This window comes from Bradyrhizobium sp. 22 (assembly GCF_000482425.1).
GTDB lineage: Bacteria > Pseudomonadota > Alphaproteobacteria > Rhizobiales > Xanthobacteraceae > Bradyrhizobium > Bradyrhizobium japonicum_B.
In genome coordinates, this window is the sequence record NZ_KI519400.1 from 1,480,460 (window position 1) to 1,500,530 (window position 20,071).

19 protein-coding genes and 1 pseudogene are annotated in these 20,071 nt (G+C 66.0%); 8 read left to right on the forward strand and 12 right to left on the reverse strand.

What is annotated here, in order from left to right:
* Positions 1–59: 59 nt before the first annotated feature.
* Positions 60–824: a tetratricopeptide repeat protein gene (locus K410_RS0132275; protein ID WP_028138707.1), complete on the reverse strand. Its 765-nt coding sequence runs from the start codon at positions 822–824 to the stop codon at positions 60–62.
* 117 nt (positions 825–941) lie between these two features.
* Between K410_RS0132275 and K410_RS41440 the strand changes: the two are divergent.
* Positions 942–1,167, forward strand: a pseudogene (locus K410_RS41440) (sodium:proton antiporter); the annotation flags it as partial.
* An 85-nt stretch (positions 1,168–1,252) separates the two neighbouring features.
* Positions 1,253–2,023: a hypothetical protein gene (locus K410_RS0132280; protein ID WP_028138708.1), complete on the forward strand. Its 771-nt coding sequence runs from the start codon at positions 1,253–1,255 to the stop codon at positions 2,021–2,023.
* A gap of 69 nt (positions 2,024–2,092) precedes the next feature.
* On the opposite strand, the gene K410_RS0132285 is transcribed toward K410_RS0132280, so the two are convergent.
* From K410_RS0132285 to K410_RS0132305, 5 genes are all read right to left on the reverse strand, one after another.
* Positions 2,093–2,899: an SDR family NAD(P)-dependent oxidoreductase gene (locus K410_RS0132285; protein ID WP_028138709.1), complete on the reverse strand. Its 807-nt coding sequence runs from the start codon at positions 2,897–2,899 to the stop codon at positions 2,093–2,095.
* 91 nt (positions 2,900–2,990) lie between these two features.
* Complete coding sequence (locus tag K410_RS0132290; protein WP_049820408.1) at positions 2,991–3,404, reverse strand: DUF1850 domain-containing protein; 414 nt, start codon at positions 3,402–3,404, stop codon at positions 2,991–2,993.
* Positions 3,365–5,485, reverse strand: coding sequence for a TRAP transporter permease (locus K410_RS0132295; RefSeq protein WP_028138711.1), 2,121 nt, complete (start codon positions 5,483–5,485; stop codon positions 3,365–3,367). The genes K410_RS0132290 and K410_RS0132295 overlap by 40 nt, the downstream gene beginning before the upstream one ends.
* Positions 5,486–5,679: 194 nt before the next feature.
* Positions 5,680–6,627, reverse strand: coding sequence for a TAXI family TRAP transporter solute-binding subunit (locus K410_RS0132300; protein WP_028138712.1), 948 nt, complete (start codon positions 6,625–6,627; stop codon positions 5,680–5,682).
* A gap of 220 nt (positions 6,628–6,847) precedes the next feature.
* Entirely contained in the window at positions 6,848–7,327 is a 480-nt protein-coding gene (locus K410_RS0132305; protein WP_028138713.1) for a hypothetical protein, read from the reverse strand.
* 191 nt (positions 7,328–7,518) lie between these two features.
* Between K410_RS0132305 and K410_RS0132310 the strand changes: the two genes are divergently transcribed.
* Positions 7,519–7,827 carry a hypothetical protein gene (locus K410_RS0132310; RefSeq protein WP_028138714.1) on the forward strand — a complete coding sequence of 103 codons (309 nt, stop codon included), beginning with the start codon at positions 7,519–7,521 and terminating at the stop codon, positions 7,825–7,827.
* A gap of 187 nt (positions 7,828–8,014) precedes the next feature.
* Here the strand turns inward: K410_RS0132310 and K410_RS0132315 are convergent, their stop codons facing one another.
* Positions 8,015–9,196 carry a hypothetical protein gene (locus K410_RS0132315; protein ID WP_028138715.1) on the reverse strand — a complete coding sequence of 394 codons (1,182 nt, stop codon included), beginning with the start codon at positions 9,194–9,196 and terminating at the stop codon, positions 8,015–8,017.
* A gap of 55 nt (positions 9,197–9,251) precedes the next feature.
* Positions 9,252–9,878 carry an NUDIX hydrolase gene (locus K410_RS0132320; protein WP_028138716.1) on the reverse strand — a complete coding sequence of 209 codons (627 nt, stop codon included), beginning with the start codon at positions 9,876–9,878 and terminating at the stop codon, positions 9,252–9,254.
* A gap of 63 nt (positions 9,879–9,941) precedes the next feature.
* On the opposite strand from K410_RS0132320, the gene K410_RS0132325 reads away from it, so the two are divergent.
* The 4 genes from K410_RS0132325 (at position 9,942) to K410_RS0132340 (ending at position 13,878) form a co-directional block, all read left to right on the forward strand.
* Positions 9,942–10,367 carry a PaaI family thioesterase gene (locus K410_RS0132325; protein WP_028138717.1) on the forward strand — a complete coding sequence of 142 codons (426 nt, stop codon included), beginning with the start codon at positions 9,942–9,944 and terminating at the stop codon, positions 10,365–10,367.
* Positions 10,368–10,631: 264 nt separating this feature from the next.
* Positions 10,632–11,642 carry an aldo/keto reductase gene (locus K410_RS0132330; RefSeq protein ID WP_028138718.1) on the forward strand — a complete coding sequence of 337 codons (1,011 nt, stop codon included), beginning with the start codon at positions 10,632–10,634 and terminating at the stop codon, positions 11,640–11,642.
* Between the two features lie 16 nt (positions 11,643–11,658).
* The gene (locus K410_RS0132335; RefSeq protein ID WP_028138719.1) at positions 11,659–12,993 is read left to right on the forward strand and encodes a tetratricopeptide repeat protein; all 1,335 of its coding nucleotides are present in this window, start codon (positions 11,659–11,661) and stop codon (positions 12,991–12,993) included.
* Positions 12,994–13,272: 279 nt separating this feature from the next.
* Entirely contained in the window at positions 13,273–13,878 is a 606-nt protein-coding gene (locus K410_RS0132340; protein WP_028138720.1) for a hypothetical protein, read from the forward strand.
* A 4-nt stretch (positions 13,879–13,882) separates the two neighbouring features.
* Here the strand turns inward: K410_RS0132340 and K410_RS0132345 are convergent, their stop codons facing one another.
* Both K410_RS0132345 and K410_RS0132350 read right to left on the reverse strand, forming a co-directional pair.
* Entirely contained in the window at positions 13,883–15,502 is a 1,620-nt protein-coding gene (locus K410_RS0132345; protein WP_283805938.1) for an oleate hydratase, read from the reverse strand.
* Positions 15,503–15,536: 34 nt separating this feature from the next.
* Entirely contained in the window at positions 15,537–17,363 is a 1,827-nt protein-coding gene (locus K410_RS0132350) for an AMP-dependent synthetase/ligase (RefSeq protein ID WP_028138722.1), read from the reverse strand.
* A gap of 353 nt (positions 17,364–17,716) precedes the next feature.
* Here K410_RS0132350 and K410_RS0132355 point away from each other — a divergent pair, with 353 nt between their 5' ends.
* The gene (locus tag K410_RS0132355) at positions 17,717–18,025 is read left to right on the forward strand and encodes a hypothetical protein (RefSeq protein WP_028138723.1); all 309 of its coding nucleotides are present in this window, start codon (positions 17,717–17,719) and stop codon (positions 18,023–18,025) included.
* A 36-nt stretch (positions 18,026–18,061) separates the two neighbouring features.
* Here K410_RS0132355 and K410_RS0132360 read toward each other — a convergent pair whose 3' ends face one another.
* Together K410_RS0132360 and K410_RS0132365 are read right to left on the reverse strand one after the other, a co-directional pair.
* Positions 18,062–19,333 (reverse strand): flavin monoamine oxidase family protein, encoded by a 1,272-nt coding sequence (locus K410_RS0132360; protein WP_028138724.1) that lies wholly within the window; start codon positions 19,331–19,333, stop codon positions 18,062–18,064.
* Positions 19,334–19,341: 8 nt separating this feature from the next.
* Positions 19,342–20,052, reverse strand: coding sequence for a RibD family protein (locus tag K410_RS0132365; RefSeq protein ID WP_028138725.1), 711 nt, complete (start codon positions 20,050–20,052; stop codon positions 19,342–19,344).
* Positions 20,053–20,071 lie beyond the last annotated feature (19 nt).

A 20,071-nucleotide genomic window follows, 5' to 3' on the forward strand; every position in this document is an offset into this window, starting at 1 on the left:
GGGCCTTCGCCACGCCGAAGCGGCTTCGGCCGCGCAGGCGGGACAAGCCAGGCATGACCTCAATACCCGTCTACCCCGTTGATCTGTTGCAGCCGCTCCTGCATTGCCTTCTTCAGATCGTAGCCCGGCCGGCCGTACGCCGCGTTGCGGCGGGCGATGAACTCGTCCTGCTCGCGCTGGAGCTTCCTGGCATCCGCCGGATTGCGCGCCTCCCGGATCGCGCGCGCGTTGGACCCGAAAATCTCGCGGTCGAGATCGGCCAGCTCGCGATTTCGACAGATCGCCTTCTCCACGGCCCGGACCGCATTCCGGCAGTTGAAGCTGGGCTTGCCGGCGACGGCCATCTGCGCGCCGATGCGCTCGAGCTCGCGCGCCATCGCCTTGTGATTGGCCTTGGCCTTCTCGTGGTTTGGATCGATCTTCAGGGCCGCAGCGAAATCCTGCACCGCCTTCGGCCTGTCGCCCTTCCTGAGCCAGAGCTCGCCACGCGCATTGAAGATATCGGCAAGCGTGGGATCGAGCAGGAGAACGCGGCTGTCGTCGGCGATGGCGCGGTCGACCTGATCGTGCCGCGCGTAGAGCGCCGCGCGCGCGCCCAGCACCTTGATCAGGTCCTCCTTGGCGGTCTTCTCGTTGTCGATCACGGCGGCGCAGGCCGTGGCGGCCCTGTCCATCTCGTCGGCCGCGGCCGCCGCGAGGCATGATTCGACATCAATCTTGATCACCGCAGCCGGCTCGCCGCCGGTCGCAGCCTGGGCCGCACCGAGCGAGAGCGCGCAGAGCAACACGGCAGCTGACGATTGAATCAGTTTTTGAACACGCATGCTCGTTGCAAATCTTGCTTTCGGTCTTGCCTTACGCCTTGCCTCGGGACCGCACAATCCATTAGAGCCGGATTGGCACCAGCTTGTGGCACCGCGCACATCGGTTTCGGGATCATCGTGTCGGTATTCGAACGGATCATCGCGTTCCTGCCCGGCGCCATTGGCCTTATCGGCGCTGGCGCGGCGGATCAAGGGCCCCGGCGTTTCTCGCCATCGGCGGCGTGCTAATCGCCTTCGTGCCGTCCAGTCCGTCCTGGACGCTGGAGCCCGACCTCGCACTGGCCCTTTTGCCGCACCGGTCCTGCCCGACGCCGGATTCGACACCTCGCTGCGATCGCGCAGAATTGAGCGCTCACGCTTGTGCGGGACGACAGCGGAGGATGAACCGCCACGTTGAACCAAACCCCACCATCCCAGACTCACTCGTGATGACGACCCTGACCGACGACCGTCGTGTACGCGCGCGTGATGCGTCGCCTGCACGATACTTTTATCTGCATATGTCCCTGGCCTGCGCGGCCACCGCGTTTCTCGGTTTCGCGCCGACCTATTGGGTACCGCTCGCGCACCGGACGTTGTCCGCAAGCCCCGTGATTCATTTTCACGGATTCTTGTTCTTCACCTGGTCTCTCTATTTCGTGCTGCAGAGCTGGCTCGCGGCCTCAGGCCGCGTGGTCAATCACCGTTCGCTCGGCATCGCCGGCGTGTCGCTCGCCACCGCGATGACGATCTTCGGCTTCCTCGCCTCCGTGCACGTGATGCAGCATTCCGCCGCGCTCGGGCAGCGCGAGGCCGGCATCGGCTTCTCGATCGTGCCGATGAGCGGGATCGCGTTCTTCGCGATCGTGTTCGTGCTCGCGATCGTGAACACGCGCAGGCCCGAGATTCACAAGCGGCTGATGCTGCTTGCTGCGGTCTCGATCCTCGACGCCGCGATCGCGCGCTGGTTCCTGACCTTCCTGGCGCCTCCCGGACCGCCCGGCCCGCCGCCGGTGCCGGTCACGATCCCGCCGGCCGTCGTCGCCTCGCTCCTGCTCGTCGTCGCCATGGTGCGCGACTGGCGCGCCGAAGGCCGCGTGCATCCGGTCTATATCTACGGCACGCTGGCGCTGCTGGCGGTGAAGGTGCTGAACTGGCCGGTCAGCGAGACGGCGGCTTGGCATTCGTTCGCCGGCGGGATTCTGGCGCTGGCGCAGTAGGTCGCCACACAATCCACAGTCGTCCCGGACAAGCGAAGCGCAGATCCGAGGCGACAGCGGAGTTCGAGGCTACGCGCCCGCCTTGCAGGTGATGCCGCCGTCGACCACGAGCTCGATCCCCGTCACGTATTTCGACTCGTCCGAGGCCAGGAACAGCGCGGCGTTGGCGACGTCGAAGGCATCGCCCATGTGCCCCATCGGCACCTGGGCGTCGCGGGCGCGCCACATCGCCTCGACGTCGCCCTTGGCGTAGCTGGCGGCGAGGCCTGCGGAATGCTCGACCATCGGCGTCTTCATCAGGCCGGGCAGGATCGCATTGACGCGCACATGGTGGCGCGCGAACTCGATCGCGGTGGTGCGCGTCATCTGGTTCATCGCCGCCTTCGAAGAGCCGTAGGTGACGTAGGAGATGCCCATGTGGCGGATCGAGGCGATCGAGGAGATGTTGATGATCGAGCCGCCGCCCTGCTTCACCATCACGGGGATGACGTGCTTCATGGCGAAATAGGCGCTCTTGAGATTGACGCTGAAGACGCGGTCCCAGCTTTCCTCGGTGACCTCGACCACGCTGCCCATCTCGGCGATGCCGACATTGTTGTCGAGCACATCGATGCGGCCATGGGCCTTCAGGCACGCCGCGACCATCGCCTCGATCTCACTTGCGCGCGACACGTCGGCCGTGAACGCCGTCGCCTTGCCGCCTTCCTCGGTGATGATCTTCGCGGTCTCCTCGGCCGCGGCACCATTGCGATCGACGCAGAACACCTGAGCACCCTCGCGCGCGAAGGTCACCGCGGTGGCCTTGCCGTTGCCCCAGCCGGGCCCGATCGAGCCGGCGCCCACCACCATCGCAACCTTGCCCTTGAGCCGATCCATCGCATGTCTCCCGTTTGTTGTTCTTGTAGCCCGGATGGAGCGCAGCGCAATCCGGGGCAGCGGTCCCGGATTACGCTTCGCTCCATCCGGGCTACGGATCGTTGCAAATCCTCATCGTCGTGACGTCAGCCCCGATGGGATGCCCGACGATGTCGGACAAGGTCCGGCACTGTCCGTCATGGCACAGCCGCCATTCGCCGGCCGCGCCGGAATTGCCGAGCACGACCTGCTGCATGGCGGGGCGCTTCGGCTGCCACTGAAACCAGCCGTCGACTAGCCGCGCCTCCGGCGGCGGCTCCATGCCGGGGCCGGTGCCCTTGACGCGGGCCTGCACCAGCTCGAGGCCGGCGGCGGTGACGCGCCAATCCTCCTGCCAGTCGACCTTCGCGATCGAATGCGTCCAGACCAGCGTAAAGGCGGACAGCGCCAGCGCCTTCACGCCCAACGCCGTGGCGAAGCAGAGGCTCACACCGCCTCGACCGGCGCCGGCGGACGCTGCCGCCATTGCCACAGCGCGAGCGCCGCGGCGAGCACGAAGCCGGCGGTGTCGCTGAACGGGAATTCGCCGAGCAGGCAGAACGCGGCGCCGAGCGCGACCAGGCGCTCGATGAGCGTCAGCCGCGTGAACAGGAAGCCGATCGCGGCCATGCCGAACAGGCCGATCGCCACCAGTGCCTTCAAGGCCGCCAGTGCCACCGCCCCGTAGAAGCCGAGCTGGGCTGCCATGGGATCGCCGCCTTGCAGCATCAACGCGGGAGAATAGACGAAGATGAAGGGGATGACGTAGCCGGCGAGCGCGATGCGCATCGCCTCCCAGCCGATCTTGTCCGGGTTCTCCTTCGCGATCGGCGCTGCCGCGAGCGCAGCCAGCGCCACCGGCGGCGAGAGGTCGGCCATGATGCCGTAATAGAACGCGAACATGTGGCTCGCGATCAGCGGCACCCCCAGCTTTGCAAGGGCCGGCGCGGCGAGCGCGGCGGTGATGATGTAAGTCGGGATGGTCGGGATGCCGGTGCCGAGCAGGATCGACAGCAGCATGGTCATGACCAGCGCCAGGAACAGGCTCTTCTCGCCGAGCCCGATCACCCAGCCGCCGAAGATGGTGCCGACGCCGGTCTGCGACATCATGCCGATGATGACGCCGACGATGGCGCAGGCCATGCCGACGGTGATGGCGGATTTGGCGCTCTCGGCCAGTGCGTCGCGGCAGGAACGCAGCGCGGCAAAGCCGCCGCGGACGAAGGCGGTGATCACGATCAATCCGACGACGACGCTCGCGACCGGCGCGATCTGGAGGCCGTCACGCGACAGCGCGGCGACGACGAGCGCGAGCCCGATCCAGAAGATGTAGCGGATGATTGTTGCCGAGACGCCGGCCGTGATGCTGGTGCCCAGGATCAGCGCCACGGTCAGCGCGAGGCCCATGCTGCCGGCATAGAGCGGCGTGAAGCCCTCAAACAGCATGTAGATCAGGGCGGCGAGCGGCAGCACGAGGTACCAGCGCGTCACCAGCGCCTTCCACGCGCTCGGGATTTCCGAGCGCTTCATGCCGACGAGGCCGTGCTTGCCGGCTTCCAGATGCACCATCCAGAACGCGGACGCGAAATAGAGCATCGCCGGGATCGCGGCCGCCTTGACGATCTCCGAATATTGCACACCGAGCGTCTCGGCCATGATGAAGGCGACTGCGCCCATCACCGGCGGCATGATCTGCCCACCCATCGAGGCCGTGGCCTCGACGCCGGCGGCGAAGGCGCGGCGGTATCCGAACCTGATCATCAGCGGAATGGTGAATTGGCCGACGGTGACGACGTTGGCGACGCCCGAGCCGGAGATCGTGCCCATCATGCCCGAGGCGAACACCGCGACCTTGGCGGGGCCGCCGCGGGTGCGGCCGAACAGGCCGAGCGAGACGTCGGTGAACAGCTGGATCATGCCGGCCCGCTCCAGGAACGAACCGAACAGGATGAACAGGAAGATGTAGGTGGCGGAGACGTAGATCGGCACGCCGTAGAAGCCTTCGGTGCCGAACGACAGGTGCGTGACGATCTGGTCGAAGCCGTAGCCGCGATGGTTGAGCGGCGAGGGCAGATATTGACCGAAGAACCAGTAGACCAGGCACGCGCCGCACATCAGCGGCAGCGCCGCGCCCATCAGGCGCCGCGTGCCCTCGAAGATCAGCACTGCCAGCAGCGTGCCGACCACGAGATCGAGCCGCGTCGGGTCGCCGTCGCGCGCGATCAGGTCGGCGTAGAATATCCACTGGTACAGCCCGCAGAGAAAGCCGGCGCCGCCGATCGCCCAGCCGAGCGCGCGGCCGGCATTGCTCCTCGCCGTGAAGTTGGCGATCAGGCCGAACGTGAGCAGAACGAGGAAGCCGACATGGACGCCGCGCACCACCTGGCTCGGCAGATAGTTGAAGGCGGCGACATAGAGCTGGAAGGTGGCGAAGGCGATGCCGATCCAATAGGCGAGCGCGCCCCAGCCGCGCGGGCCGAAACCTTCCGGAAAGCCGTGCTCGAAATTGTCGAACTCGACCTTGACCTTGTCGGGCGCCGTCGCCGTGCCCTCTGCCTTTTCGAGCATATCGTTCGTCCTTAGCCTGTCCGCCCCGGACAGCAGTGGCACATGGCCCCAAAACGTCATGCCCGGGCTTACCCCGGGCATTCACGACTTTCCTCTCTCCGTCATTCCGGGGCGATGCGCAGCATCGAACCCGGAATCTCGAGATTCCGGGTCTGGTCCTTCGGACCATCCCGGAATGACGACGAAAGAGAGACCTACTTGATCAGCCCTTTTTCCTTGTAATAGCGGATCGCGCCGGGGTGCAGCGGAACCGGGCTGCCGCTGGCCGCGGTCTCGAGCTTGATCTCCTTGCCGGCGGCGTGCGCGTTCACGAGCTCCGGCAGCGATTCGTAGACCAGCTTGGTCATCTGATAAGCGAGATCGTCTGACACGGCGGAGCTGGTGACGAGATAGTTGATCACCGCCGCCGTCGGCACGTCCTTGTCCTGGCCGGTATAGGTGTTGGCTGGAATGATCGCGGAGACGAAAGGAGGTCCGATCTTGTCGACCGTCTCCTTCGGCACCGACACCACGGTGATCGGGCTCGAGGTCGACAGGTCCTTCAGCGAGGCGACGCCAAGCCCGGCGGATTGCAGCGTCGCGTTGAGCTGCCGGTTCTTCATCAGATCGACGGATTCGGCGAAGGGCAGATACTCGACCTTGCCGAGATCCTTGTAGCTCATGCCGGCCGCGGCCAGGATCGCGCGCGAATTCAGCTCGGTGCCCGACTTCGGCGCGCCGACAGAGAGGCTCTTGCCCTTGAGGTCGGCCAGCGTCTTGATGCCGCTGTCGGCGGTCGCGACGATCTGGATGTAGTTCGGATAGATCGCGCCGATGGTGCGGAGCTTGTCGAGCTTGGTCTTGAAGCCGGCTTCCTCCTCGCCGTTCCAGGCGGCTTTCAGCGAATCGCCCAGCGTAAACGCCAGCTCGCCGCGCCCCTGCTGCAGCAGGATCAGATTCTCGACCGACGCCTTGGTGGCCTGCACCTGCGTCTTCACGTTCGGGATCTTGTCGCCGTAGATCTTTCCGATCGCGACCCCGAGCGGATAATACACGCCGGAGGTGCCCCCGGTCAGCACGTTGATAAAGGATTGCGCCTGCGCGCAAGGTGCCGACGCCGCCAGAGCAAGAGCCGCGGCAACGCCGAAAATGGTCCGTTTCATGGTTGTTGTTCTCCCCAAACCAGTCGCGAAATTGGCTGGATGAGGCATGCGGGTCAACCCATCCAAAAGACAAAACAGGCGTGCGGTAAAGATCCGGCTTGATTTTTCGGGAACCCGGCGGTTGCGGGGATCTTTCCTCCAGGGATTGTCCCAATGCGGAGACACCCCTTTTCCCAGCCCTCCCGCGCAAGCGAGGAGGGAGCGCACCGTCGCTGGCCCTCTACTGGAACGTCATGTCCAGGCACTTCGAGATGTCGGAGCCGAGGCCGGAGGAGATGGTGATGCAGCCGCGCACCTTCTGCGCGCCGACGTCGGCGGCCCAGACCGAATAGCCGCCGGGTCCGAAGAACGAGTTGGTGTTCGGCGGCTCGGTCTCGGTCGCATCGAAATCATACTTCCCGTCGGTCTCGAAGATGCGCGGCTTCTTGATGCAGCCGCCGTCGGTCTGGACGTTGATGACCTCCTTGTTGTCGCGGGTCAGCGCCAGCGATACCTGGCAGCGGAAATATTCCGAGGTCTTGGTGTTGAAGAGATAGGTGTAGGATTTGCATGTCGCCGTGTTCAGCTTGCCCGGGGCAAGGCCTCGGCTGCAGGAAATGCGCTGGTTGTGGCTGAGCTGGTAATCATCGGCCCGGGCGGCGGGTGCCAGCGCCGTCAACGACAATGCAGCAGCCCAGCAAAGTTTGATCACATGGCGCATCCGAATCATCCCTATCGATAATCTTGTCGAGTTGCGTTCTAGACGGAAAGCGGAACATAGTCGCGAGGGGACGGAGGGAAAATCACAAACTGCGGGACAAGACGTGATGCGCTGCGGCGCTTTTGCAAATTGACCCGGATACATCGTTCGTGATTTGTTCGGCCGATGCCCACGACGGGGAGGATGGGATCATGGCGTTTTCAACGAAGGCACTTGCATTAGTTTCGGTCGCATCGGCGACGCTGCTCGCCGCGCCCGCATGCGCGCAATCGACGGCAACGCCCTGGGAGCTCAAGCCCGACATGGGCTATGCATATGACAGGGACGGCAAGACCTATTCCTACAAGATGGGCACCAGCAATGCCGGCGAGCTGCTGAAGGGCGCCAAGAAAGTGCCGAAGGGCACGCTGTTCTTCATCGGCCAGAACGGCCAGCTCTACATGCGCAGCGGCCCCTACCTCGAAGGCGACGGCAAGTTCAAGTTCGGGCCGGACCAGTAGGGCCGCGGCGAGCAGGACGACGCGCGGCCACACTCTCGGTGCCATCACCCGCCTTGTGCGCAATTGCGCACTGGGGCGGGTGATCCAGTATTCCAGAGGCCGTTGTGATTGAATCGAGAGGCCGCGGCTTGCTGGATGCTCCGGTCGAGCCCGGCATGACAGCGGAGGATGCGGCAGGGCGACGGGGTTAAAACGCCGCCGCCAATTCCCTGGCGCCGGGTTTGCCGCTGTTCACGTCCATCCGATCGTCCGTGACCGCCAGCAGCTTGGCCACCGTGTTGTGGCGGATCGCGACCGGATTGCGCTCATAGCCGCCGCGCTGGAAGAAGTTCGAGGTCGGCACCTGCTCACGCATGGCCTGCGGCATCGTCACCATGTCGAGCCCGGTGCCGTCGCCGGTGAGGTTCATCATCTCGAGCTCGGCCGCGGAGAGCGGGCGCGAGTGTCCCTTGGCCCGGGCGAAATGCACCGACGTCAGCAGCTTGTGGGTCTGCAGCATCGGCCCGATATCGATGTCGAGCACCATCGCATGCATGGCCCAGCCTTGGGGAGTGCTGCCCATCTTCTCGTGCTCCGACCAGGTGTCGGGCACCGACTTGGCATGCGCCACCATTTTCTTCAGGACAGCGAGCTTGTGCTCGAGCGTATGCCGCGCCGGCCCCGGCGTCCGCGCCACCTTCTCGGACAGCGCGCGGATGAGTTCGTGTCCCTGCTCCGCCAGCAGCTCGACGCTGTTGGTGGTCAGGAGCTGGTTGTAACCCATCGCGGTCGAGATCGCGCGCTTGCCGCCATGCTCGATTCCCGCCTGCACGTCGTGGCTGCCTGTGCCGCCGGTCTCGAAGGCGTAGACCCGCACGGCCTGCTCGCGCGTCAGCCCGGAGGCGAGCGCGTAGCGCGCATAGGCGCGCTTGAACTCCACCTCGCTGGACGGGCGCTGCGGCGTGAACTGGTAGAGCTCCTGCGCCGCGCGCAGGAAATCGGCGACGACGGGGATGGGCTTGCGGGGCGGCCGCTCCGGCGTTTCCTCCGGCTCCGGATTCACCGGCTTCTTCGGACCATTGTAGAGCGGCGGATGCTGCAGCACGTAATCGTCGAGCGTCACCTGCTGCCCGCTGCGCCGCTTGGCATTGCGCCCTTTTCGCTTCTCCGAGATCTGGCTCCAATAGGCGCTTGCCTCGGCGTCGAAGGCCGCGCGCGCGGCCTGATATTCGGCGAGCTTGCGGCGATATTCGAGCACGGCCGGCGAAGCCCCGGCGCCTTGCGCAAAAAATTGCGACAGCAGCTGGGCGTTGGCGCCGCGGACGGACGGTGCGATCAGGACGAGCGCAAGTGGAACCAGCGCCAATGTGTTTCGAATCGATCGATGCATGCTGCCCTCTTAGCAGGCATCCGGTAACCGTCACGTTAACGCGCCGTTTACCATGTCACTTCCAGGCGAACACCGGCTGTTCCAGATCGGTGACGCGGGTGTGCCGTCCCGCCAGCACCTCGCGGAACTGATAGATCAGCGCCGCCGTCGGCGCGTGGATCAGGCTCATCTGGTGATGGAACCGGATCACGCGGCGCGTGCTTTCGGGAATCGCCGTGAAATCGAAGGCCTCGTCGCGTTCGATCGTGTCGAGTGCGATGCGATGGACGGAGGCGACCTCGTCCGGATTCGGAATGATCGCGGCACTGTCGACCGCCCAAACCACGACCGGCGTGATCAGATAACCGGAGCGGGTCGGATAATCGTCGAGCAGGCCGAGCACCGCCTCGGCCGGAAGCTTGAGCGCGAGCTCCTCGTCGAGCTCGCGCAACGCCGCCTCGACCGGCGTCTCGCCGGCATCGCAGCGTCCGCCGGGCAACGCCCATTGGCCGCGATGCGCGCGCAGGTGTGAGGCACGCTTGGTGAGCAGGAAGGCGGTGTCGCCACCGTCGCCGGATTCGGTCAGCGCCAGCACCACCGCGGCGCGCTTCAGCGCCGACGGCACGGCCTCGTCGGGCAGCCGCGCGAAGGACGCGCAGGCCGCTGCGATATTCCGCCGGGTGGCATCGCCGAAAGGTCTCATGGTGCTTGACTACACCACGTCCCGCCTCGATGAAACGAGGATGCAAGCATAGGAATGGACGAGATGACCAACAAGGCCGCGGCAAGGCTGAAATCAGAGGGCTGGAGCATCCTCGAGACCACCGGCTTCATGCATCTGGTCGGCCCGTTGTGGGAGCGCAAGGTCGACGGTCACTACGAGTTCGCGCTCGCGACCGAGGACAAGCACCACAACCGGCGCGGCATGGTCCAGGGCGGGGTGATGATGACCTTCGCCGACCGCACCTGCGGCATGACCGCCCGCTACGTCTCCGGCAAGGAGTTCATGGCAACCGTGCAGCTCGACACCCATTTCGTCGAGGCCGGCCAGATCGGCGACATCCTGATCTCGCGCCCGCGCGTGGTGCGCTCGACCCGCAGCCTGATCTTCATGAGCACGGAGGTGACGGTCGACGACCGCTGCATCGTGATGGCGAACGGCGTGTTCAAGATTCTGAAGGGGCCGGCGTAGGCATAAGTTAGGCAGCCCCCGTTGTCGCCAAACACTCCGCTGTCGTCCCCGCGCATGCGGGGACCCAACCCCAGGGAGTAGATATAGCGCGGGACAGGTCACTCCGAGTCTTCGCCAAACAATTCCCTGTGGTTATGGGTCATCGCGAGCGCAGCGAAGCCATCCAGAATCCCTCCACGGACACATTTCTGGATTGCTTCGCTGCGCTCGCAATGACGAGATGACGCGACTATGCTGGTGTCTGAAACGCACCGAGGACCGTCCATGCACTACCGCCAGCTCGGCCGCTCCGGCCTGAAAGTGTCGCCGATCTGCCTGGGCACCATGATGTTCGGCGGCCCAACCGATGAAGCCGCCTCGAAGCGCATCATCGACAAGGCACGCGGGGCCGGCATCAACTTCATCGACACGGCCGACGCCTATTCGAAAGGCGCATCCGAACAGGTCGTCGGTCGCGCCATTGCCGACAACAGGCACGCCTGGGTGCTCGCGACGAAGCTCGCCAACCCGATGGGCGATGATCCCAACCGTGTCGGCCTGTCACGGCGCTGGGTGCTGCAGGCCGCGGACGAGAGCCTGAAGCGGCTCGGCACCGACCACATCGACATCTATTATCTGCACAAGGAAGACCATTCGACGCCGCTGGAGGAGACGGTGCGCGCGATGGGCGACCTGATCCGATCAGGCAAGGTGCGCTATTTCGGCGTCTCCAACTACCGCGCCTGGCGCGTCGCCGAGATCTGCAATATCTGCGACCGGCTCGGCATCGACCGGCCCGCGGTGAGCCAGCCCTATTACAACGCCATGAACCGCATGCCCGAGGTCGAGCACTTCCCGGCCTGCTCCTATTACGGCCTCGGCATCGTCCCCTATAGTCCTTTGGCGCGCGGCGTGCTCACCGGCAAGTACAAGCCGGACGCCACCCCCGACAAGGAGACCCGCGCCGGGCGCAACGACACCCGCATGATGCAGACCGAATGGCGACCGGAATCGCTTCAGCTCGCGCAGGAGATCAAGGCGCATGCCGAGAGCAAGGGCATCACCGCCGGCCAGTTCGCGGTTGCCTGGGTGCTCAACTCCGCCTTCGTCTCCTCGATCATTGCCGGCCCGCGCACCGAGGAGCAATGGGACGGCTACATCAGCGCGCTCGACTATCGCTTCACCGCGGAGGACGAGGCGCTGATCGATCGGCTGGTCACCCCGGGCCATCCCTCGACGCCGGGCTACAACGATCCCGCCTACCCGATCGAAGGCCGTCGCGCCCGGACGGCGTGACCTCTCGGAGACGACGATGGCGCATCAGGATCGCTACGGCCTGCCGCTCTCCACCGCATCCGACGTGGCTGCCGGTGCCTATCGCGACGGCGTCGACCTCATGCTGTCGGGGTGGACCGGCATGGCGGAGACGCTGGAGCGCGCCATCGCGGCCGATCCCGACTTCGCGCTGCCTCTGGTCGCCCGTGCCCGCGTGCACGCCTTCTATCAGCAAGGCGATCAGGCGCGGGGCAAGGCGGCGCTCGCACGCGAGCTGGTGGCCAGGCGCGGCACCGAGCGCGAGCGCTCGCATGTCGAGACGCTGGCGCTGTCGATCGAGGGCCGGCTGCAAGAGGCGATCGCATCGACGCTGAGGCACATCGAGAGCTGGCCGCGCGATGCCTTGGTGCTGTCGTTGCCGCTCGGGGCGTTTGGCTTGTTCGCCTTCTCCGGCATGGCCGATCACGACCGCGCGCGGCATGAGCTGTGCGAGCGCGTCGCGCAGCATTATGGCGAGGACTGGTGGTTCCTGACCATGGCCGGCTGGGCCATGACCGAGAATGGCGACGTCGCCCGCGGCCGCGCCGTCACCGAGCACGGCTTCAATTTGCGCCGGGCGAACGCCCATGCCGCGCATGCGGTGCTGCACGCGATGTTCGAGGACGGCTCGATCGAGGCGGCCGATCGCCTCGTCGACGACTGGATTCCGACTTACGACCGCGCCGGCCTCTTGCACGGCCATATACGCTGGCACCAGGCGCTTGGCGCGCTCGAGCAGGACGATTCGGCACGCGCGCTCGCGATCTATGCCGACGTGCTCCAGCCTTCGGTCACGCAGGCGCCGCCGCTCAACGTCATCACCGACGCCGCCTCGCTGCTCTGGCGCCTGTCGGCGTACGGCCACACCGTGCCGAACACGCTGTGGCAGGACGCCGACGCCGCCGCGCAAGAGATGTTTCCGAAGTCAAGCCTGTCCTTCGCCGACGTCCACATGGCGCTGTTCGCGGCGGCGACGCAGAACCACGCGGCGCTCGCCGCGCGCCTTGCGACGATCGAGCAGCGGCTCGCCGAGGGCAAGCTGCCGGCCGGCCCCGTCGTGCCGGCGATCGTCCGCGCGCTGGCGGCCTTTGCAGGCGAGGACTATGCCGCATGCGTGCAGGCGCTCGCGCCTGTTCTCACCGAGGTCGTGCGGATCGGCGGCAGCCACGCCCAGCGCGAGCTGATCGAGGACACCTACATCGTCGCGTTGATGCGCAGCGGCGAACTGCCCCGCGCCCGCGCCCTGCTGGACGCCCGCCTGCACCGCCGGCCATCCCTTCGGGATCGGCGCTGGCAGACAGCGATGGGCCAAAGCGCGACGAGATCAGGATGAATTGCATCGCGCTCTAGCTTGTTGTTTGCGCATGATCCTTTCGGAAAACCGCTGTGCGCTTTTCCGGATCATGCTCTGCCTCTGCCACGAAAAAAACACCGGCCTGACGGCAAGTGCCGGGCGGACGGGTTGGCGATGTCGGCGAATCGCCGTCGGGGTGGCGCGGTGGTATTCCAGGCGGGTCTTGCAGAACAAACGGGATCGCAACCAATTTGCGGTCCGGTGGTTATGCTGCGGAACTTTTCCGCCGCCACGGCCCTCCGGCACACGAGCCCGACGATGCGCCTTCGCCGACCGGTCCTCGCCGCCGCCTTGACCATGGGCTTGGTCCTGGGCTGGGTCGTGGGCTTGGCAAGTCCTTGTTTTGCCGAGACTTCCAACCCCATCCCGGTCAACAATCCGCCGGCGCAGCAGAATGCCTTCATCGACCTGCTGGCGCTGATGTCCGGCCATTGCAAGACATTCAAGGTCGCCGGCCGCACCTTTGCCTGCAAGACGGTGGCCTACGCCCATGGCGACAAAGGCCGGGTCAATTTCGCGGTCGCGGTCGACGATCCCGCCGACGACAACCATGTCGTGTCGTTCTCCGGCGAGAACGGCAAGCGTGCCGACGACAATTCCTACGAGCTGCGGATCGACCGCATGCTGCTCAACTCCAAGCACCGCCCCAAGGTCGACGGCCTGCCGGTACCGGCCGAGCAGACCTCCACCGGCCTTTGCCGCCAGACCGGCAATTTCGCCGCCAGGAAGGTGAACGACGTCACCTGCTCCGCCACCGACAGCGAGGGCCGACGCTACGAACTGCTGTTCGTCTCCGACGGCACGCCGGTCAGCGTGCGCCGTATCCGCCAGTCGGCACCGTCGATCCAGGACCCGTTCAAGTAGCTCTTCACGCGAACGCTTTCTCCAGCGTCGCAAAGATCACCGACAGCGACTTGTCGTGCCGCGTCACCGGCGGCACCGGGCGATCGACCTTCATGAGCTGATAGACCGCCATCTGCGCCGCCCGCACCGAATATTCGACGGTGAACACGACGTCGTCGGGGATCTCGACGAACTGGCTGACAAACGCGAGATTGACGGAATTCTTCGGCACCGGCAGCGGCCGGTCGGCCAGGTTGCGCGGCATGAACATGCTGGTGATGTAGGGCATGCGGCAGGGGATGCAGATCGCATCCTCCAGCACGCTCGCGTCGAAGTTCAGGTGGCCGCAGAGTTCCTTCAGGATCTCGGCGCCCCCGCACTCGGACATCGGCTTGGCGACGAAATTGCCGACGCGGTCGGGATGCAGCGCATAGCCCCAGAATACCTGCACGTTGTTCGGCTGGCCTGCGAAATGCGGCTGGTGATAGAGCACGACCGACATCAGCCAGTTCGAGTCCTTGAACGTGACGAGACCACCGGTGCCGGCCCGGTTGCCGGAGAACGCCTCCATCCGGTCGAAGAACCGCGGATCTCGGCAGGTGACGGTGAACGACAGCCAATAGGATTCGGGGATCGAACTGTTGAACACCGACGGGTTGCCGAACTCGGGACGTCCTTGCGCGATCGTCTCCCACAGCGCCCAGCCCTGGCTGTCCTTCTTGGTCAGGTGCGGCGGCGGCTCGGTCATCGTGCCGAGGCTCGAGGCGTCCGTCATCGAGCCGTTCTGGAAGAAGACGATGTCGTCGTCCTCGAGCCGGACATTGGCCGTGCGGCTGTCGCGGTCGAGCGTGAGCTGGCGCACGCGCACACGCGCGCCCTCGGCCTCGAACCCCATGTCGGTGACGCGCGTGCCGCTCACGAACTGCACGCCCTGGCGCTTGAGCCAGTCGGCGAGCGGCCGCACGATCGCGTCGTATTGATTGTAGACCGTGCGCTTGACGCCGGCGAGCGTCTCGATGCGCGGAAATTCGCTCATGAAGCGATGCAGATAACGCTTCAGCTCGACCGCGCTGTGCCAGGGCTGGAAGGCGAAGGTGGTCTGCCACATGTACCAGAAATTGGACTCGAAGAATCCAGGCGACAGCCAGTCGGTGATGCGGCTGTTGCCGAGCACCTCTTCCGAGGCCTCGGTGAGCCGCAGCAGCTCCAGCCGGTCGCGCGCGGAGAAGCCCATATGCGAGACGTCGATCTTGAAGCGGTTGCGGTCGACCAGACGTGCCCTGGAGTGCGCCGGATTCTCCACGTTGAAGGCGATGGTCTCGTCGCGCACGCTGAGGCCGGGATGCTCCAGCGAGGGAATGCTCGAGAGCAGGTCCCAGGTGCATTCGTAATGGTCGGTGGTGAGCATGCGCCCGCCGCGCAGCGAATAGGCGCCGTTGGCAAGCTGCGCGCCGTCGAGGCTGCCGCCGATCAGCGGTTGCGCCTCGTAGATCACGATGTCGTGCCCCGGCAGCTGCGCATCGCGAACGAGGAACGCCGCGCCTGCGAGCGATCCAATGCCACCGCCGATGAAATACGCCTTCATGACTTGCCTCGATTGCCGTTCGAATGTCGCGGCAAGATTGCATGGTGTGGCGGTCGCCAAAGTTGCGCTGGATCAAGGGGGAGGCGAAGCGCAATCACGTCGTCGTTATCGGGGTCGGCTTCTTCGCGTAGATGTGCTCGATCTCGTCCGCGAAGCGGCGCTCGAGCGCGGGCCGCTTGTTCTTCAGCGTCGGCGTGAGCAGACCCGCCGCAATGGTCCACGGATCCAGTGTCCACCACACCGCGCGCGGCGTCGCGTAGGACGGATAGGCCTTCACGGCCGCGGCTATCCTGGTCAGCAGCGCCGCCCGCTCCGCCGCGCCGCCTTGCTGGCCGCGCGCCGCCAGCCGTTCCTTCTCCTCGACCCAGGCTTTGGCATTCAGCACGACCAGAGCGGCGAGGAACGGCCGCTGCTCGCCGACCACCAGCGCCTGCTCGAACAAGGGATCGGCAAGGATCGCGGTCTCCAGATCCACCGGCGCGATCTTCTCGCCGGTGGAGGTGACCAGGATGTCCTTGATGCGGCCGGTGATGGTGATGCGCCCATGCTCGATGCGGGCCTGGTCGCCGGTGTGCAGCCAGCCGTCGGGGTCCTTGGCGCGGCGCGTTTCCTCCGGCTTGCGCCAGTAGCCCAGCATCACGCTGGGGCCGCGCACCAGCAATTCGTCGTTCTCACCCAGCTTGACCTCGACGCCGTCGAGGACGTGGCCGACCGAATGCGGATCGTTGTCGTCGGGGGTATTGACGGAGACCACCGGCGAGGTCTCCGTCATGCCGTAGCCCTGGAGCACGTCGAGCCCGAGCGCGAGAAACAGGCCGATGACGGGCTCCGCGATCGGTGCGCCGCCGGAGACCGCTACGCGCAGGCGGCCGCCGAGCTGCGCCAGCACCTTGTCGGCGACGAGGCGCTTGAGCAGCGGCCAGGCCAGCCGGTCCAACAGCGACGGTACGGCATGCCGCTGCCGCGCGTCGAAGCGCCGCCCGCCGACGGCGATGGTGAGGTCGAGCAGCGTGCGTTCGATCCAGCCCGCCGATGCGCGATGCTGCAGAATCAGCGCGTAGATCCGTTCGTAGATCCGCGGCACCGAGACCAGCACCGTCGGCCGCACATGCTGCAGATCCTCCGAGAGCTGCGGCACTGAGCGTGCATAGGCGACACAGGCGCCGATCGCGATCGGGTAGTAATAGCCGCCGGTGCGTTCGAACGTGTGCGAGAGCGGCAGGAAGGACAGGAAGACGTCGTGCGGCTCGGCTTTGACGCGGCGCGCGATTGCCTTCACGTTGGCGACCACGTTGCCATGCGACAGCATCACGCCCTTCGGCCGCCCCGTGGTCCCCGAGGTGTAGACGATCGCCGCGAGATCGTCCGGCTCAATCGCGACATCGGGCAGCGGCGCGGTCGCGCCAGGTGCTTGCGCCAGCCAGTGGTCGAGCCCGACAATGCGCGCATCCGGCGTGATGAGCCCGCCTGCATCCGCGCAGACGACGCGCTTGAGATGGTCGAGCGGCTGGCCGGTCGCCACGATCGCCTGCCAGCGTTCCAGCGTATCGATGAACAGGACCAGCGCGCCGGAATCGGCGAGGACGTAGGCGATGCTGTCGGGATTGTCGACGGCGTGCATCGGCACCGGCACCAGGCCACGCGACAGCGCCGCCTGGTCCATGGCGATATGCGCGACACCATTCGGCATCAGGATGGCGATACGCTCGCCCGGCGCGAGCGCCTCCGCGGCGAGCGCCCGCCGCCACAGCTCGAATTCCGCATCGATCTCGCGCCAGGACTGGCTGACCCAGCGCTGGGCGGACGCGTCGAAATGGCGATAGGCCTCCGTCGCCGGCGTCGCCTTGACGCGCCAGCGCAGCAGCTGCGGCAACGTCCTGATTTCGACAAGGCCGTCCGGTTGACCCGTAGGCCCCGGCATGGCGCTCTCTTGCATCGCATCGATTCCCGACATGTTGTGCTTCGATACTAGCCCGGCCAATCCTTGCCGCTTTGATCCTCAGCAAGGCGGCCATGCGTTGGAGCGGTCATGACGCGCGACCGACTGCTTCTGCAGCGCTCGAATTTCGACGACTGAGATGATCGCATCGATTCGTCGCGTCGTGAGATCCAGGGCAATACTAAGGCAGAGCGGGCGCGACAATCGATCGCGCAACGTTGTCTCGTTCACGAACGTTAACGTACGTTCATCGGAACCAGTATCTGCGTCGTTTCGACGCCGGAACGCGGCGTGCGCACGCCCGTTGTGTCACGACATCCAACTGGAGTGATGACATGAAGTATCTCATTGTCGCGATGGCGGTCGGAGCTGCGGCGCTTGCCGGCGGAACGGCGGCGAACGCGGCCGGCAGTTCGAGCGCCAAGCAGAGCGCGCAGGAAAGTCAGACCACCGACATCAGCGCGCACCGCAGGCATCATCGCTGGCATGGCCACCATCATCATTGGCGGCACAGCCACTACCGGCCGTACTACCGCAGCTACGGCTATTACCCGCGCCATCACGGCTATTACGGCGGCGGGCCGTACGGATATTATCGCGGCGGCCCGGGCGTGACGTTCAGCTTCGGCGGCGGACGCTGGTGAGACAGGAGAGGCCCGCAGCAATGCGGGCCTCTCTTTTTATTCCCGCAGGATCATTCCCGCCGTCTCCAGGCCGCTCGCCAGCGCCGCTTCCACCGTGCCCATGTCGGGCCCGCGATAGAGCGCTTCACCGGAGAACAGCACCCTCCCATCGGCGCGCGACAGAATCGCCTGCGCCGCGCGCGTCCGCGGTGTCGCCCAGGAATAGGCGCCCCGGGCAAAGGGATCGTGCGCCCAGTTGGTGGCCTCCGCCGCCACGAGCTCGCCCGCGACGTCCTCGCGCGGCAGCCTGAAAATGGCGGCGAGCGAATCGAGTCCGGCCTCGATCAGTCCTTGCGAATCGAGGCTGTCCAGTTCCGCGGTGCGCGGGCCGCCGAACCAGCCGGTGAGCATCGCATGCCGGCTCGGATATTGCGTCCACCACACCGGGATCCTCTCGTCTGACAGCAGGAAGGTCATGCCCGCGAGATCCCGTTCCCGCTCGCGCCACCATGGTCGCGCAAAGCGCAGCAGGATCTTGATGACATTGCCGAAGCCGATGTCATCAGTGGCGGCAAGCTTCGCACGCGCGCTCGCCGGCAGGGCGATTTCGCGCAGCAAAGGCAGCGGCGCCGTGAGGATCACCCGGTCGCAGCCGAGTCCCTCGCCGCCGGCGCGGCGAGCGACAACCAAGCGGCCGTCCTCCTCGATCGCCGTCACCACGCAGCCGAGATGGATGGCGACGCCGTGCCTGCGGCAGTCCGCCGCCAGGAAGTCGACCAGCCCGCCATAGCCGCCGTCGATGCGCGCCTGCGGAGCGTGCCCGCCATCCATCCACTCCTCGCGCAGCGCCAGCGTCGAGGCGCGCTCGGGATCGGCCGCGTCATAGCCCTCGACCATCCGCTCGATCGAATGGCGCATCGGCGCATAGTGGTCGCCGGAAAAATGCCGGCGCAAGAATTCGGCAACGGGGAGATCGTCCTGCAAATCCCTCAACACGGCTTGCAGCTCGGCCTCGTGGGCGTCGTCGTGCCGTTCGCGCGAGAGCCTCGTCCCGTCGAAGCTCCACTGCTCGCCTTCGATCTCCTGAAGCGACAGCCCGGCCTCGCGCAGCAATCGACGCGTAAGCGGTGCCTCGCCATGGACGAATTCGGCGCCGCCCTCGGCGGCATAGCCGAACTCCGAGGCCGGCAGCGGATGGATGCGGCCGCCGCAGCGCGGGCGCGCCTCCAGCACCGTTACCTTGCGGCCGGCACGCGCCAGCTCGCGCGCCGCCATCAGGCCCGCCGCACCGGCGCCGACGATGACGATGTGCTTGGACGTATCGGACATGGCCAGCATCACCGGCCTGCGGCCGGCGGATCGTTCCTGATCAGGTAGCGCAGCAGCAGGACGCCGCCGCCGAGTTCGCGTATGCTCTCCAGCGTCATCGCCGCGATCGGCGCACGCTTGTCGCTGTCAACTTCCGTCGAGGAGAATACGAAGGGCGCGCCGATGGCGCCGTCGATCGCGGGACTGAGGATCAGGTTGAGTTCGTCGATCAGGCCGGCACGCAGGAACGCGCCATTGGCGACGCCTCCGCCCTCGACCAGGAGACGCTTCACGCCTAGCTCGCGGTTGAGGATGTCCAGCACCAGCGCTAGGTCGATTTCCGACCTGCCGGCGAAGATGTAGGACACGCCCTCGCCGCGCAGCCCTGCAAGATGCGAATCCGGCACGCTCTCGGTCAGCACGACGACGATCGGGTCGCCGCCGATGTCCGAGCGGCCCCAGCCGATCTTGCCCTGCGCATCGAGCACGACGCCATAGGTTTTCGCGTCACGCCGCGCGAACCAGTTTTGGCGCGGGAATGTCTCGTGCGTCTCGGTCGGGTACGGCTTGCCCTTGGCGAACTCCGACCCGGTGACGCGGCCGATGACCCAGGCATCGCCGCCGAGCTCCTCATGGATCGTCTCGAACCAATCGGTGCCCGCTCCCTTCGGACGCCAGCGGCTGGGATGCGTGCGGCCGTCGAGGCTGGAGTGCATCAGACAGATCACGTAGGGCTTCATGCAGTTCTCCGGAAATGCG